The sequence below is a fragment of the Pseudoalteromonas sp. MMG005 genome (assembly GCF_018101015.1).
GTDB lineage: Bacteria > Pseudomonadota > Gammaproteobacteria > Enterobacterales > Alteromonadaceae > Pseudoalteromonas > Pseudoalteromonas aurantia.
Genome location: NZ_JAGJEK010000004.1, coordinates 109384 through 125145, shown reverse-complemented (window position 1 = coordinate 125145; position 15762 = coordinate 109384). Strand labels below are relative to the sequence as shown.

General features: G+C 42.0%; 12 protein-coding genes and 4 tRNA genes. 10 read left to right on the top strand and 6 right to left on the bottom strand.

Annotation, left to right across the window (positions count from 1 at the left end):
- Window positions 1-113: 113 nt before the first annotated feature.
- From J8M01_RS04800 to J8M01_RS04785, 4 genes are all read right to left on the bottom strand, one after another.
- A complete protein-coding gene (locus tag J8M01_RS04800; RefSeq protein WP_211057187.1) occupies window positions 114-3452 on the bottom strand; it encodes an amidohydrolase family protein in 3339 nt (1112 codons plus the stop codon).
- 176 nt (window positions 3453-3628) lie between these two features.
- Window positions 3629-5788: an ATP-binding protein gene (locus J8M01_RS04795; protein ID WP_192509058.1), complete on the bottom strand. Its 2160-nt coding sequence runs from the start codon at window positions 5786-5788 to the stop codon at window positions 3629-3631.
- A 106-nt stretch (window positions 5789-5894) separates the two neighbouring features.
- A complete protein-coding gene (locus J8M01_RS04790; protein ID WP_192509057.1) occupies window positions 5895-6551 on the bottom strand; it encodes a response regulator transcription factor in 657 nt (218 codons plus the stop codon).
- A gap of 229 nt (window positions 6552-6780) precedes the next feature.
- A complete protein-coding gene (locus tag J8M01_RS04785; RefSeq protein ID WP_211057186.1) occupies window positions 6781-7152 on the bottom strand; it encodes a histidine triad nucleotide-binding protein in 372 nt (123 codons plus the stop codon).
- 133 nt (window positions 7153-7285) lie between these two features.
- Here J8M01_RS04785 and J8M01_RS04780 point away from each other — a divergent pair, with 133 nt between their 5' ends.
- The gene (locus tag J8M01_RS04780) at window positions 7286-7924 is read left to right on the top strand and encodes a DUF2057 family protein (protein WP_211057185.1); all 639 of its coding nucleotides are present in this window, start codon (window positions 7286-7288) and stop codon (window positions 7922-7924) included.
- A gap of 32 nt (window positions 7925-7956) precedes the next feature.
- On the opposite strand, the gene J8M01_RS04775 is transcribed toward J8M01_RS04780, so the two are convergent.
- On the bottom strand, window positions 7957-9804 hold the full coding sequence (locus J8M01_RS04775) for a M1 family metallopeptidase (RefSeq protein WP_211057184.1): 1848 nt from the start codon (window positions 9802-9804) through the stop codon (window positions 7957-7959).
- A 157-nt stretch (window positions 9805-9961) separates the two neighbouring features.
- Between J8M01_RS04775 and murB the strand changes: the two genes are divergently transcribed.
- The 8 genes from murB (at window position 9962) to tuf (ending at window position 14511) form a co-directional block, all read left to right on the top strand.
- Window positions 9962-10975, top strand: a complete 1014-nt coding sequence (murB, locus tag J8M01_RS04770) for a UDP-N-acetylmuramate dehydrogenase (RefSeq protein ID WP_211057183.1) — start codon at window positions 9962-9964, stop codon at window positions 10973-10975.
- Window positions 10968-11960 (top strand): bifunctional biotin--[acetyl-CoA-carboxylase] ligase/biotin operon repressor BirA, encoded by a 993-nt coding sequence (birA, locus tag J8M01_RS04765; RefSeq protein WP_211057182.1) that lies wholly within the window; start codon window positions 10968-10970, stop codon window positions 11958-11960. Before murB ends, birA begins: the two co-directional genes overlap by 8 nt.
- Window positions 11957-12658 (top strand): type III pantothenate kinase, encoded by a 702-nt coding sequence (locus tag J8M01_RS04760; protein ID WP_211050489.1) that lies wholly within the window; start codon window positions 11957-11959, stop codon window positions 12656-12658. The genes birA and J8M01_RS04760 overlap by 4 nt, the downstream gene beginning before the upstream one ends.
- A 124-nt stretch (window positions 12659-12782) precedes the next feature.
- A tRNA-Thr gene (locus J8M01_RS04755) sits at window positions 12783-12858 on the top strand.
- A 46-nt stretch (window positions 12859-12904) separates the two neighbouring features.
- Window positions 12905-12989: transfer RNA gene (locus J8M01_RS04750), tRNA-Tyr, on the top strand.
- A 46-nt stretch (window positions 12990-13035) separates the two neighbouring features.
- A tRNA-Gly gene (locus tag J8M01_RS04745) sits at window positions 13036-13110 on the top strand.
- Between the two features lie 13 nt (window positions 13111-13123).
- Window positions 13124-13199: transfer RNA gene (locus J8M01_RS04740), tRNA-Thr, on the top strand.
- Between the two features lie 127 nt (window positions 13200-13326).
- Entirely contained in the window at window positions 13327-14511 is a 1185-nt protein-coding gene (gene tuf, locus J8M01_RS04735) for an elongation factor Tu (protein ID WP_192509034.1), read from the top strand.
- A 77-nt stretch (window positions 14512-14588) separates the two neighbouring features.
- Here tuf and J8M01_RS04730 read toward each other — a convergent pair whose 3' ends face one another.
- A complete protein-coding gene (locus J8M01_RS04730; protein ID WP_192509050.1) occupies window positions 14589-14759 on the bottom strand; it encodes a DUF6435 family protein in 171 nt (56 codons plus the stop codon).
- A 172-nt stretch (window positions 14760-14931) separates the two neighbouring features.
- On the opposite strand from J8M01_RS04730, the gene J8M01_RS04725 reads away from it, so the two are divergent.
- Window positions 14932-15762, top strand: a complete 831-nt coding sequence (locus tag J8M01_RS04725) for an arylamine N-acetyltransferase (RefSeq protein WP_211057181.1) — start codon at window positions 14932-14934, stop codon at window positions 15760-15762.

Sequence of the window (15762 nt, the reverse complement as noted above, 5' to 3'; positions counted from 1 at the left end):
TTTACGTCTAGTGAAAGCACACAAAATTTGTGCCTAATTTCGCAAATAGCGTCTTTTTTAAATGGCATAAAAAAACCACCAATCGGTGGCTTTTTATTTTCAGAAACAATTAATTAGTGTTTCCAATGATACTTGTGTGCTTTTTCTTCCATGTACATTTGTGTGGCAGGATGCATCTGTGTTTTAGTGCCTCCTTCAAAGAAAAACGGTGCACGTTTAGTATCGTAGTTACCGACTTCATTCATCGTTGCCGAATCATAAATACGCCCATTGATAACCGTATATGCCACGTTTTCTGATTGACGAATATCGCTTAACACATCTCCCTCGATGATAGCTAAATCGGCAAGTTTGCCTTTTTCGATAGTCCCAATGTCATGATCCATACCAAGGTATTTTGCACCATCAATGGTACCACTTCGTAGCGCTTCCCAAGCGGTGAAACCGCCTTGGGCCATTGACCAAAGTTCCCAATGCGCTGCTAAACCTTCGCGCTGGCCGTGAGCGCCAATATGAACGGTGACACCTTCGTCACGCAATTGCTTGGCAACTTCAGCTGTCAGTATGTGGTTATATAATCTTTCTGGCGCTTGGCCTGGTCGAATAGACCGAGGTCTGACAATATAATCCGGTACGAAACTCATTAAGCGCTCATTTTCCCATACATTAGTATGTTCGTAGAAGTAGTCTTCCCCTTTAATTCCGCCATAAGCCACCACAAAAGTGGGTGTAAAGCCAACATCTGTTTGCCCCCACATTTGTTCAATATCAGAATAAATATGAGGAATAGGTAAGGCGTGTTCTACACCGGTATGTCCATCCACAATCATATTCATATTGTGCTGGAACTTAGATCCCCCTTCAGGCACAACCATAATTTCCATGTTCTTAGCGGCTTCAAGCACTTGCTGACGCGTTTCACGGCGAGGGTGGTTATAGCTTTTCACTGAGATAGCCCCGGCATCTTTTAAGCGCTTCACATGGAACTCCGCTTCTTCTAAGTTGCTAATTGGCGTTTTATACCCAGGCGCATTACCGGCATAAAGAATTCTGCCTACAGAGTAAATACGTGGGGCAAGTGTTTTACCTGCTTTGGCCAGCTCAGCCATTGAGAATACTTCAGATGAATTATTGGAAGGGTCGTGAATCGTTGTGACACCAAAGCTCAAGTTTGAGTATTGATTCCAGTTTTGTTTTGGCTGCAAGTCATGGCTTCCGTAACTGCCATGGGCATGAGCATCGACGAGTCCAGGGACAACCGTTTTACCAGTGATATCCAGGGTTTTTGCAGCGCTTGGAATCGTGACGTCACCTTGCTTACCGACCGCAACAATGCGGTTTTCTTTGATTACAACAACCCCATTTTCGATGATTTCCTGCTGTTTATCTGCATCACGCATCGTGACTATGGTACCGCCGACGAGTGCCAGTGTACCCTGAGGTTTATCTGCTTTTTGTGTAAAACTGAGATCAATACCTTGGGCCGTTAATTCTTTGGCTTTTATGTCTTCGCCCGTTAAGAATGCGAAAGTATCAGTGAGTTTTCTCTGATATAAATTTGGGCCGAATGCCCAAGTAAGTGCGCTACTGTCACTTATCCAATTTAGGTAATCGCCGGAGTACTTAGACACCTGCTTAACAGGGAAAGATTTGGTTCCTTTGTTAATAGATAGGGTTTTACCCGTGCTGGTGAATGGAGCAACAAAGGTATTAAAGTGTTCAATGAAGGCAACATATTGGCCATTTGGAGAAACTTTAAAATCGAAAATGTAATCGCCTTTAAAATGGCTGCGCTCTTTTTGCCCATTGAGGTTAACACTTTTGAGTTCTCGGTCAGTATCACCTGCAACAGAGAAGAAAATACGGTCTGACTCAGCACCAAAATGTGGATTATCACCGGATTTAACAACGCGTTTTGTTTTACCGCCTTTACTTGGAATAAGGTAAATTCCAGGCGACATAGACCAGTCACCATTTAAAAGGTAACCACCGGTTACTTTCTTATATAAAATATGCTTGCCGTCAGGCGAAAAGCTCGGTGAAATATAATGTCCTGGTTGCTTGGTTATTACTTTACCTTTTCCGCCTTTCGCTGAAACAACGCGAATAGAACCTAGCGTTTTATCATCCCATGCGGTGTATACAATCGATCGACCATCGCGTGAGTAACTTGGATAAAACTCGAAGTGATCCGTTTGTTTTGTAAGGCGCCTGACTGTACCTGATTCTATATCTTTGACGTATAGATAACCTAACGCTTGGAAAAGTGCCGTTTCACCATTTGGTGATAATTGTGACCAACGAGCCATTTTTATTTTGAAACTATCAGGAGCAACATCAACCGCAAAACGTAATGCAGGTGTAATTTGTTTTTCTGCTACGATTCGAGTGGGTATGACCTGTGCTTCTTTAGATTGAATATCTACCGTTCTAAATACACCTCCAGCCCAAAACACCAGCGCTTTGCCATCAGGCGTATATGCAAAAGAAGGGGTATTACCATGTGCTCCATTTGCTTCTTGTAAATCTCTGTCTAAGCCTGCATAAATTTCTGTTTCGATCCCAGATTCCAGATTTTTAACATATAACGCACTCGCCATGGCTTTACCATCATCAACACGTTTTACGAACGCAATAGATTTACCGTCAGGGCTTGGTGTCGGGCGAATGGCTCCCCCTGCGCCTTTGACAATCGTTTCTTCTTCTGCGGTTGCTAAATCCCAGCTACGGATTTCAAACACTGTCCCAAGTGCATTTTTATTGTATTGCCAACTTACACCTGGGGTGCCATCAACAGAGTAATATATTTTTTTTCCGTCAGTTGAGAAGGCAGGCTCTGCGATATTTTTCTGAGATTTAGCACCATGTAAACGCTCGCGAACAATCACGCCTTTACCACCACTGATATGGTACATACGAATTGAGCCACCTGGGATAGTGCGGCCTGTCACTTGACCTTGCTTTACGGCAATATATTGCCCGTCAGGTGCCCATGCTGGGTTGTGAACGATATTATTCGTTTCTTTTGATACTTGTCGCTTATTCTCGCCATTGATATCCATTACCCACAGGTTATCGCCACCTGCACGGTCAGAAATAAAAGCAATCTTGCTGCCATCTGGAGAGAATTTAGGTTGGATATTCCACCCCATATCATTCGTTACTGAGGTTGCTTTCCCACCGCTGATAGGCATGATGTATATATCACCGAGCATATCAAAGACAATGTGCTTACCATCAGGGCTAACATCTAAGTTGCTCCATGTGGTTTGGTTGGTGTCAATGGTGATTGTTTGCTTTTCGCCCGGTGTATTTAACACATCCCAAGTATCTGTTTTACGTTCTTGTGCTGCTGGGGCGGCAGTATTTGTGGTATCCGCTAAGCTCGGTAGGCTTGTGCCTAAAATCGCGAGGCTGATTGCGGCCGTCAGTGGTTTTTTGAAAAATGCCATTGTGAATTCCATATTATCGTTATTGGTGGGTTTAATACGCAGCATTAAACCTTTAATAGTAGTGAGAATGACTAAATTTGGCGGTTATGTCGATTATGCGCGATAAACGGTAAGAAAATACCGTTAAACAGCGGGTAAATCATGCGTATTGCCATGGTTATGTTAGTCGCTACAAATTAGTTCAAGGTATTTCTTCTTACAAAATCAAGGTACGCTTCTAAACTCTGCTGCCATAATGCCATTGCTTGAGTAAGCTCGGTATCACTTGATTTTTTTTCGAGTAAACGTCGTTCAATTTTCTTTAACAGTAAACCGTATCGATTAAACCCAAGTTGCATTGCGGTACTTGATTGTCGATGAAGTAACCGTATGCATTGTTCACTATCTTGTGAAAGCATTTGTTGAATATGTATGAGCTTATTTCGCGCAGACAGCACAAATTCATTATAGATAGAAGAGACTTCGTCGTCGCTAAAACTACTTTTTAGTGAACTAACCGCCGTTTCATCATACAGTGTATCGGTGAGTTCCACACTCATACTCGGTTTCTGTGCAGACTGTGAGTCGTTTAATTTTTGTCGCAGTTTTTCCTGCTTAATGGGTTTGCCGACAATGTCTTTTATTCCAAGCGCTAAATACTCTTTGACTTCATCAGGACTTAAACTGGCCGTGAAAGCAAGAAACGGAGTGCGTTGGTTTTTGTGCTCAATGGTTTGCAGTCGACGGAGTACCTCTTGGCCAGTGAAATCGGGTAAGTTCATATCAAGCAACACCACATCAAATTGATGTTGTGTTAGTAACTCAATCGCGCTGGCGCCATCGGTTGCGAGCTTTACCTTATGCTCGTCAGTTGCCATAAACTCAATGGCAATCTTCTGATTCAAGTCTAAATCTTCTACCAAAAGTATGTTTAGACCTGTAATGCAATCTGTATTATGGTGGCGTTGTTCAACGAGGCTAAGTTCGCCGACGGTTAAAGGTATATCAAAGCTAAAAGAGCTGCCTTTATTGAGTTCACTGAGGATATCGAGTTTACTGTCGAGTCTATCTAATAATCGACTGGTTATTGCTAACCCTAACCCTGTACCACCTTTGATTTTACCGGCGCTACTTTGCACATAGGGTTCGGTTAATTTACTAATGTCTTCTTCATCAATACCTGGCCCTGAATCTATCACGCTAAAGCGGACAATATGCGACATATGCGCTTCTTCAAGCAACTCTACACGGATTTTGACACACCCTTTATCGGTAAATTTAATGGCATTACCTACTAAGTTTATAATTATTTGGCGGAGTTTTTGTTGATCGCAATAATAGCAAGCTTGTTCAGGAAGCTCGTAAATGAGCTCAAAGCTGAGTTTCTTTTGTTCGGCTAATGGGCTTAATAATAAACAGAGATTATTGAGCCAACTTTTGAGTTCAACATCTTCTTCGTAAAGGGACTCATCACTTTGATCTAAACTTGCGTAATCGAGCACTTTATCAATGAGTAAGTTGAGAGATGCTGCTGAATTGACGATAGCTTCGCAGTACGCTTTGTTACGGTGGTTTGTGGTTCGGTTTAAAACCAATTGAGCACTGCCTAAAATCCCATTGAGCGGTGTGCGGATCTCATGACTGATAGTGGACAGAAATAGCCCTCTGATCTCGAGATCTTTTTTGGCTTTTTCAGTAAGCTGATTTAAGTGATCTTCACGGCGTTCATTACATAAAAGGGCCATGCCAGTGGCATAAAAAATAGGGGCTAATACCCCGTTAACAAACAACGTAATAACAAACCAATTGTCTTCAAGAAGTGTAAAAGTAGTGACCTCTCCCATCAATACAGTACGGGCTAAAAAAGCGCTTAAAACTAGCGTTAGTACGATACCGTATACAATAGTACCATTGGGATAAAGTGGGCGAGCAAAACGCAAGAATAGATATAATAAGAAGATTGCTTCGCAAATATGCTGCAGGTCAGACACGAAGATACGACAGCGTAAATCATCATCCACGGCACTAAAGTACACGAGTGCGGCAAGTAAAAAGGCTGTGACGATAAGAAATAGTCTTAGCTCCCAGCCTTTATAGTTCAGAAACTGACAGATGGCGAGGCAGTGAATAATGGATGCGGCAAATAAGAGCGTATTAGCGAGGCCGATGGTTTGCCATGACTCGATATCGCTATGGATAAAAAACCCAATTATGGCGGCAAATAAAACCATGGGATAAAATATGTACAGCAAGGTGCCTGGTGTACTTTTATTCGTCCGCCAAGTCAAAAAATTAAGTAGGGTCATCATGGCCATCATTATGGCACTAGTAAAATACAGTGTTTTAGGGTCGAACATTCTTGTTATTGTTTTGAAGGTTTGTGGTTAAGGATAGAGACTGTACGGGGCGGAGTAAAGAAACAAAAACAGCCGCATATAGCGGCTGTAATTTTAACACTCGTATTTAGCGAATTTCATCAGGTATATTTTGCTGAGCCCAAGAGAGTAACTCAATACGGTTGCGGCACTTGGTTTTTCTAAATGCGCTATATAAATGTGTCTTAACGGTGTGCGGACTAATATTGAGATCTTCAGCTATCTCTTTATTTTTAGCCCCCTTACTCATCAATGAAATAATTGCTTTTTCGCGTTTGGTGAGTTTAACGGGCTCAATATCACCTTCAGTTAACTTGTGCAGTGCATCTTTGTTAAACTGTAACATACGATTAAGCGCATTACACATGATCTCGCGGCGATACCAAAGCTGGTCTTCCATTAGGAGGCGAATACCTTTCATTAATACATCTGCGTTATCAGTGGTATAAAAAACACCACGGATCCCACTTAGTAATGCACGATTGGCAAGTTCAGGATTCTCGTCCAAGTTAAATAGTATGATATCGCAACTTACTTTCAGCCTGACTAATTGTTCTTTTAATTTATTCCAAGCATCATTGGTTGCGGTTTCTATAAATAATAGGCGTGTACCTTCAGGCACATCTGCTATATCGGTACCTGTGGTTACATCTAGTCCTTGCGTTTTAAGCAATGGCTGTAAAACGTTAATTCCTATGGTGTTAATAGGCTCTTTATCTAATAACAAAAAGGCAGAACTGCTCATTTTTGGTAACACTCTTATTCCAACTGATGATTCAATGCTAACACGTGACTCAGACCTTTTGTATTAGAATTTTCATCAAGCGATAGATAGTTTTGCTATATGTAATCGACATATAACGCTATGAATACAAATGAATTACATCACTCAAACTATAACTTTATGATATAGCTGGCTTTTCATGTTTTCGAAATAATAACTTACTTGTTTACATTCCTTAACAGGGAATATTTTAAAGTAGTTCTTTTTTCGTATTTGTGTATGGTGGCCACCCCAATGCTTTACCTGCCAAGACATGTAAATGAATGTGGTATACGCTTTGTCCACCATCTTCGTTGCAGTTCATGACGACACGATATCCGTCTTCGGCAAACCCATGTTCCTTAGCTAGTTTAGCAGCTACGACATATAAATGGCCGACTAAGTGTGAATTTTGTTCAGTGACATCGTTGATTGTTGCAATTTTCGCTTTTGGAATTACAAGTACATGAAATGGCGCTTGCGGACTGATATCTCTAAATGCCAACGTGTATTCATCTTCATATAAAATATCGGCTGGAATTTCCTTGTTAATAATTTTGTCAAAAATAGTACTATTGCTCATTGATAATCCTTAATAAAATGTGTTATTCGTGACTTAGCAGAGAATTTAAAAATTACGGTGTACACTAATGACAAAGTTTAGGCAAACTGTCAAATAGCCAACTGTAAATATACGTAAATAAGGAAACCGTGATATGAGAATAAAAAGCTACGTATGCATCTTACTTTTTTCCACTTTTTTAAAGGATGGCCATGCAGCAACCATTCAGTTCAATGAGGAGCTACTGCCGCTACAGGTTAATAATGATGTTATCGAACACTCATTGTTTAGTAAGGTTACGGAATTAGAACTCGCACCAGGACAATATGCACTGAAGCTCCAATATAGTGATTTATATGAGCTTGATTATGATGAACACGAAGTGGTGGACTCAGACGCATTCTGGATAGAATTGAATGTAACAGAACAAGGGGTATATCAGGTCACATTTGAGCGGGCTGAAGACGTTGATGCCGCAAAAATATTTGCTAAAAACCCTGTCGTGCGCATCGTTACTCCGCATGCGAAAACACAGCTTGCGGTGAAGCTCAATGGCTTTGCGCAGTCAAGCATGATAGCTGCAATGCCTGCACAACATAGTCATGACAAAAGAAGTGCTGCGTCTACTAAACCACAACCCAAAGCCAGGCTGACTACGCCATCATTGGGTTCGCAAAAGCCGGTGCAGGGCGTTTCTCACCCTGATGCGGCAACGATGCTCGATTTTTGGTGGCAACAAGCAAGTTCAGGGCAGCGCGCGGCATTTTTAGAAAAAATAAAAAAGGGCCAGTAATGGCCCTTATCAATTTATGCACTCAGTGGGTATTACTTTGCAAAAATAGCATCAATAGTGCCTTGAGCAAGCGGGTGATAACCTGGACGGGCCGCTGTATATACTTTATGCGCCCATTCCCGTTTTCCATTCTTTACAAGTGCTTTATACAGAGGAACTATCAGTTTACGACGTCCGATCCCTGATAAATGCTCATCAAGTGCAGGGTAAATTGCTTTATAGCCATTGCCTACACCTAACATATACCACGCAAAAGCGCGTTCGGCATTGGTGGATGTCGTTAAGTTAAATGCATTATCAAGTTCAGCCATGCGATCTAGGCTTAAATCTCTAGGTAAGTTATTGATGAAATGCAACCATTCATGCACAGTCCAGCTACTTGTTGGTAAATCATTGACTGTACCTTCTCCTTTTAACCATGCCGTAGAAAGTTTATCGACATTAATGAATGCATCTGAAGTTGGGTTTGGCGCATCAACAGGTAGACCTGGTTGATGGATCCATTCATTGGCTTTTTCTAAGCTGACAATACCTGGGTATTTTTGTAACAGGTGAGTGTTTAAGTAAACCTTAAATTCAGCTGTTGTTAATGACTTAAATGAGTATTTACTAAAGTAGCCTTTGACAAATTCGTCAAATTTGGCTCGACCAAACTTCTCTTCAAGATAGATTAAAAATAACTGCCCTTTTGTATAGGGTATAGAGCTAAATGCATCATCTGGATCTCGACCATTGAGTTTTAGGTTCAGACGCGTATCAGGCGCTGCGATGTTTTTTAACTGAGCTCTTAGGCCAGCGGTATCTAATGCCTGCTCCATTACTGCGCGTTCACGGCCGAATACTTCTTCCATGATACGGTTTTCAACATAAGAGGTGAAACCCTCGTTCAACCAAAGGTCTTCCCAAGTGGCGTTTGTCACAAGGTTACCAGACCAAGAGTGTGCCAGCTCATGTGCGATTAAATTAACGAGGCTTTTATCACCTGCCACAACCGTTGGTGTAATGAATGAAAGGCGTGGATTTTCCATGCCACCAAATGGAAAGCTAGGAGGTAACATCAGTAAGTCATAGCGTCCCCATGCGTATTCACCGTACATGACATTTGTTTTATCGATCATCGCTTGTGTATCATCAAACTCAGCAACTGACGCATCTAAGATTTGTGGCTCCGCAAAAATGGCTGTTTGATGAGACATTTCTTTATATTCAAGGTTGCCTGCGCCAATAGCGATGAGGTACGGAGGAATGGCTTGTGGCATGTCAAACCAATAATCACCATCTTTAATAAATGCCCCTGAGTTATCAGCGCTCATGACCGCACGGACATCTTTTGGCGTATTGATACGTGCTGAGTAAGTGACACGCATTGCAGGTGTGTCTTGCACAGGGATCCAGCTACGCGCGTGAATTGCTTGCGATTGACTGTACATAAATGGGTGAGTTTTACTGGCGGTTTGTACAGGCGTTAGCCATTGTAGACCAGATGCTTTTGGTAAGCTGTTGTAATAAATGCGTGCTTTTTTAGCTTGTGTATTAAAGGTAATGGTCAGTTTGGCACCTTTTACGCTGTCACGTTTTGCTAGGGTGAACGCCGCTTTATGCCATTGACCATTACCATCTAAATACATGATTTTATCAATTTCGAGATCGCGTGTATCAAGTACCAAGGTACGCGCTTGGCTATTACGCCAATCAAGAGTGTGTTCGACGAAGCCTTCCAGCTGTTTGTCATCAAAATCAACATCTAGATCTAAATGCAAGTGGGTACTGATAACATCTTTTAGATTGGCATAAGTATGTTCATCAACAGCTTGGGTTGCCAATGCTGAGTGAGAGAGGCCAGCAAATACTAAGCTGGTAGCTAAGGCAGAAAGTTTCATAGGATCCTTGCTCATTATTGTTGTAATAAATTAATGTGAAAAGTGAACGATAAGCTCATGTTATACCATGCTGAATAGGAAAGTCACATATGGATGCGCCCAGCGAACCAATGGGGTAAACTATTCAATATTACTAGTTAAGGTTTAGGGCACGTACGTGCAAGCATTACAGTCACTTCATACTTTTGCTTTACCGCATCATTGTCGACGAATTATTGAGATAGACAATGCAGAACAATTGCGCTCACTGGACTTTACTGAACCATTTTGTGTATTAGGGGAGGGAAGTAATACCATTTTTATTACTGACTTCGCAGGGTGTGTGATTAAAATGTCAAATAAAGGCATATTGATCGATGAAATGGATACTCATTGGAAGGTGTCGCTTGCTGCGGGCGAGAATTGGCATGCTGTGGTGACTCATCTGCTAGATAAAGGGATTGCAGGGCTCGAAAATTTGGTGCTGATCCCAGGTACGGTTGGTGCTGCACCGATACAAAACATTGGTGCGTACGGCGTAGAGCTGGCGCAGTTTGTTGATTTTGTCGAGGGCTACCATATATCACAGGCCAAGTTTGAACGACTCAGTAACACCCAGTGTCAATTCGGCTATCGGGATTCGATTTTTAAACATGCACTTAAAGATCAATTTGTGATCACGCGTGTTGGGTTGTGTCTTCCTAAATATTGGCAGCCAACACTCAGTTATGGGCCTCTACAAACGCTTGATCCGGACAAAATAACAGCACGGCAGGTTTGTGACACTGTGATAGCGATACGGCAAAGTAAGTTGCCAGATCCACACGTGTTAGCTAATTCAGGGAGTTTTTTTAAAAACCCTATTGTTGCAAATACTCAGTACCGACAACTATTGGCATGTTATCCATCAATGCCTGCGTATCCTGCGGGTAATGATAGTCATAAGTTAGCAGCCGGGTGGCTGATAGAACAATCAGGCCTCAAAGGATATACAGTCGCAGGTGTGCGAGTATATGAAAAACAGGCCTTGGTGCTTGTCAATGAAGGGCACAGCTCAGGGACTGTATTGTGTCAGGTTATTCAGCATATTCAAAAGTGTGTGAATGATAAGTTCGCAGTGCCGTTAGAGCATGAAGTTAGGTTAATCGGCAGTGATGGCGAAGTGACGATTGTGGAGTCAAACAATGAATAATGCACCGCAAGGTAATAAATTGGCAATTCTACATGCGTTAAATCAAAGGGGATTTATTTCAGGTCAACTCCTAGCGACACAATTAGGGATTAGTCGAGCTGCTATTTCTAAGCATATAAAGTCATTGCAAGAAATGGGCATTGATATTTTTTCACTCAATGGAAAAGGTTACTGCTTAAACGAAAGTCTGCCGCTATTAAACCCTCAAAATATTGTGGCGAGTTTGCAGCGTTTAAGTTGCCAAAATAGCGTTGAAGTACAGCCGATCATTGATTCTACTAATAGTGAGTTAATGCGACGTATTCAACAAGGGGAGGCGCTGGACTCGGGACAAGTACTTGTGGCAGAAATGCAGCAAGCGGGTCGAGGACGCCGTGGTCGAGTGTGGCAATCTCCCTTTGGTGCCAATTTGTATTATAGTTACTATTGGCGTTTAGATGATGGTTTACAAGCCGCGATGGGCGTCTCAATTGCAGTTGGCTTGGCAGTTTATGATGCCATCGAAGCGTTATATGGCTTATCAGTTGAGCTTAAATGGCCCAATGATATTTATTTAAATGGTCGTAAATTAGCAGGCGTACTTGTCGAGCTTGAAGGCCAAGTAGAAGGGCCATGCCACTTAGTAATTGGCATAGGCATTAATTTACAAATGCCTGAGAACGCTTCCAAAGGGATTGATCAGCCTTGGACTGATTTGGCTTCGCACACTCATAGCTTGGATAAAAATGTGTTAGTTGCTCAGCTAACACACAGTTTGGCACAGCGATTGTCACTGTATGAAAAGTCAGGTTTAACCGCCATGGTAGAACAATGGAATAAGGTCAATGCTTTTGCAAATGAAATGGTGACGTTATCAACAGGTATGCGCACATGGCGTGGGATATGTGAAGGTATTGACCCTCAAGGTGGTATTGTCTTGCGTCAAGATGGAGAGTTGAAAAGTTATTATGGTGGAGAAATATCATTACGTAAGGATGAAGCGTGAGATTACTGATTGATGTAGGTAATACGGCAGTTAAAGTCGGTATACAGCAACAAGGGAAAATAACGCGAATTGATGAAGTTGACATCCCTTGGCAACACATTGAAGAAATTGTTGTGGCTCAGGTCGGTAGTTCTAATTTACTGAGAGCAATAGAGCTAAAAGCACAACAACATGGTATTGAACTGAGACATGCCTGTGTTAGTCCTGAGCTTGGGGCTATAAAGTGCGCATATAAACAATACCAAAATCTAGGTATTGATCGATGGTTAACGGTCATTGCAGCGCATTATTTATATGATAGTAAAGATTGTGTAATTATTGATTCTGGCACGGCCACTAAAGTGGATGTGGTGACTCGTGCGGGGGGGCATCTAGGCGGGTGGATTTTACCCGGATTGGATATGATGATTGCCAGTTTACTTGCTAATACAGAGAAAGTTTTTAGTGATGATGTTAGTGTCTTTGAGCAAAGCCTAGGCTTAAACACACCCAATGCAGTTAAAAATGGGGCGTTGGTTGCGACATTAGGTGCGGTTTACTCAGGCATAGCGCGTTTGCCATGCGATTTTAGTCAGGTGCAAGTTATTTTTGCTGGTGGATATGGTGAATTATTACAACAGCATTTTGATAAGCCAAGTGTGTTTGTCGATGACTTAGTGCTTCGAGGACTCAATTATTGGTCTGATTTTGTTCGTTAACTGCTGTTTTTTAGCGTTTTTGCCGTAATAATGAGCATTCAATCAAAAAACTTTGATTTTTTTTGATTTTACACTTGCATCACCCCGAACCTTGCTCTAGAATCCTGCCCCGTACTAAAGCAGTGCCGACTTAGCTCAGTTGGTAGAGCAACTGACTTGTAATCAGTAGGTCATCCGTTCGACTCGGATAGTCGGCACCATTTTCTACACTCTTATGTAGAAGCTTTAGACAAAGAATTGTTTCGTGGAGGGGTTCCCGAGCGGCCAAAGGGATCAGACTGTAAATCTGACGGCACTGCCTTCGCTGGTTCGAATCCAGCCCCCTCCACCACTTTATTCTTGACGGTTAGAGGTAGTTAAGAAAACAGTTTGCTAAAGCGGGCATCGTATAATGGCTATTACCTCAGCCTTCCAAGCTGATGATGTGGGTTCGATTCCCACTGCCCGCTCCAGTTTTCTGGTGTTGCTGATATAGCTCAGTTGGTAGAGCGCACCCTTGGTAAGGGTGAGGTCGGCAGTTCAAATCTGCCTATCAGCACCAGGCTGCTGAATCTTCTCAAACGCTTCCTTTGATTTGTCCTAAAATATTCATTTATTGAAAAATTCTAATCCGCATTTTGTGGATTGTTTTTATATGTAATCTAGACACATAAACGATAGGTTCCGTCATGGCAAAAGAAAAGTTTGAACGCGTAAAACCGCACGTAAACGTTGGTACAATTGGCCACGTTGACCACGGTAAAACTACCCTAACTGCAGCAATCACTAACGTACTTGCAAAAGTATACGGTGGTGAAGCAAAAGACTTCGCAGCAATCGATAACGCTCCAGAAGAGCGTGAGCGTGGTATCACAATTTCAACGTCTCACGTTGAGTACGATACACCGACTCGTCACTACGCACACGTAGATTGTCCAGGACACGCGGATTATGTTAAAAACATGATCACTGGTGCTGCACAAATGGACGGCGCAATCCTAGTAGTTGCTGCAACTGACGGCCCTATGCCACAAACACGTGAGCACATCCTACTTTCTCGTCAGGTTGGCGTACCTTACATCATCGTATTCATGAACAAATGTGACATGGTTGATGACGAAGAGCTACTTGAGCTAGTAGAGATGGAAGTTCGTGAACTTCTTTCTGAGTATGACTTCCCAGGTGATGACTTACCACTAATCGCAGGTTCAGCGCTTAAGGCGTTAGAAGGCGAGAAAGAGTGGGAAGACAAGATTGTAGAGCTTGCAGAAGCACTAGATTCTTACATTCCAGAGCCAGAGCGTGACATCGATAAGCCATTCATCATGCCTATCGAAGACGTATTCTCAATCCAGGGTCGTGGTACAGTAGTAACTGGCCGTGTTGAAGCTGGTATTGTAAACGTGAACGACGAAGTTGAAATCGTAGGTATGAAAGAAACTACGAAGACAACTTGTACGGGTGTTGAGATGTTCCGTAAGCTTCTAGACGAAGGTCGTGCGGGCGAGAACATTGGTGCACTTCTACGTGGTACTAAGCGTGAAGACGTTGAACGTGGTCAAGTACTAGCGAAGCCTGGTTCAATCACTCCACACACGAAGTTCACTTCAGAAGTATACGTACTTTCGAAAGATGAAGGTGGTCGTCATACTCCATTCTTCAAAGGTTACCGTCCACAGTTCTACTTCCGTACAACTGACGTAACAGGTAACGTTGAGTTACCAGAAGGCGTAGAAATGGTAATGCCTGGTGATAACATCAAGATGACTGTAGACCTAATCGTACCAATCGCGATGGACGAAGGCTTACGCTTCGCTATCCGTGAAGGTGGTCGTACAGTTGGTGCTGGTGTTGTTGCAACTATCGTTGAGTAATATCGACCATAGTTAATGCATAAGCATTCATAAGAAACCCAAGCTTAGGCTTGGGTTTTTTTATGCTTGAACTGTTTTTATGGGCGATTTAGTTTCTTGATTTTAATCCAAATACTTTCCGCTTCGGCACTCAAAAATGCATAGCTTTTAATATCGCCACGTCGCTGGGCATGCATTGCTTCTTCAAGTTTTTTGTCATACCGCTTTCTCAGCGCCTTTTGTGGATCAGATTTAAACACTCCAAACATGGACCTACTCCTTTAAACAAGACTATATACCTACGCTTTGTCGAAGCGATTCGATCGACTGTTTATCAAATAAATAGGCAAATAAGATAAATAGTAACAAATAAGTATTGACCTAAATCTAACTTGAGGTTTTATCTTGCATGCTACTAAATTGAAAACGATAGGTTTTATAATGGAAAAATGTGATGCGTTATATATACAGCAATATTTGGCACAGCTTGACTTAGCGGGTGATTTAACTGGATTAGCATTGGTTGGCGCGCTACAAGCTCGGCATTTAGCTGAGTTTAGTTTTAGTAGTATTAACGCGATGTCTGACACATTGTTGCCACTAGATGAAGAGCTACTATTTGATCGTCTCATTAGTCAGCACCAAGGCGGGTACTGTTTTGAACACAATAAAGTGGCTGGGGTGGCATTATCTGCATTGGGATTTGAAGTGCGGCCTGTATTAGCGCGAGTCATGTTAAATGGGGCAAAAACAAACCCAAGAACACACCGTTTGACGCTTTTAACATTTGAAGACAATGAATACTTGGTGGATGTCGGGTTTGGGGTGAACACGCCAATTATACCTTTATTGATTAATCGTAATAATGTAATAAGACAAGAAAATAACGAATACGAAATCAAGCGGACTGAAAATGCTGTTACAGTCAAGATGCTTGCACCAGAACCCATTTCATTATATGAGGCTGATTTGTCAATCGTGTATGAAGGCGACTGTGATGTTGCGCACTTCTATAGTCACCAACATCCAAATGCAGGATTTGTAAACAACCTTGTTGTGTCGCGCATTGAACAGGGGGAGCGTTATTTAATTCGTAATAACAGTTATATATACTGCAATGAAAATACTGATGAACATAGTGAGCAAATCATAGATAATGCCGGGCAACTCCACACACTGTTTACTGAGCAGTTTAAGTTAAAAATCAATGCCAAAAAAACAGAACAGGTGTTCAAAAAAATGCGCAATATGGTGGCGAAAGGCTTAAAGTAA

Coding starts and splice junctions, on each gene's coding strand:
- J8M01_RS04800 (WP_211057187.1), bottom strand. CDS start 3,452: ATGGCATTTTTCAAAAAACCACTGACGGCCGCAATCAGCCTCGCGATT.
- J8M01_RS04795 (WP_192509058.1), bottom strand. CDS start 5,788: ATGTTCGACCCTAAAACACTGTATTTTACTAGTGCCATAATGATGGCC.
- J8M01_RS04790 (WP_192509057.1), bottom strand. CDS start 6,551: ATGAGCAGTTCTGCCTTTTTGTTATTAGATAAAGAGCCTATTAACACC.
- J8M01_RS04785 (WP_211057186.1), bottom strand. CDS start 7,152: ATGAGCAATAGTACTATTTTTGACAAAATTATTAACAAGGAAATTCCA.
- J8M01_RS04780 (WP_211057185.1), top strand. CDS start 7,286: ATGAGAATAAAAAGCTACGTATGCATCTTACTTTTTTCCACTTTTTTA.
- J8M01_RS04775 (WP_211057184.1), bottom strand. CDS start 9,804: ATGAAACTTTCTGCCTTAGCTACCAGCTTAGTATTTGCTGGCCTCTCT.
- birA (WP_211057182.1), top strand. CDS start 10,968: ATGAATAATGCACCGCAAGGTAATAAATTGGCAATTCTACATGCGTTA.
- tuf (WP_192509034.1), top strand. CDS start 13,327: ATGGCAAAAGAAAAGTTTGAACGCGTAAAACCGCACGTAAACGTTGGT.
- J8M01_RS04730 (WP_192509050.1), bottom strand. CDS start 14,759: ATGTTTGGAGTGTTTAAATCTGATCCACAAAAGGCGCTGAGAAAGCGG.
- J8M01_RS04725 (WP_211057181.1), top strand. CDS start 14,932: ATGGAAAAATGTGATGCGTTATATATACAGCAATATTTGGCACAGCTT.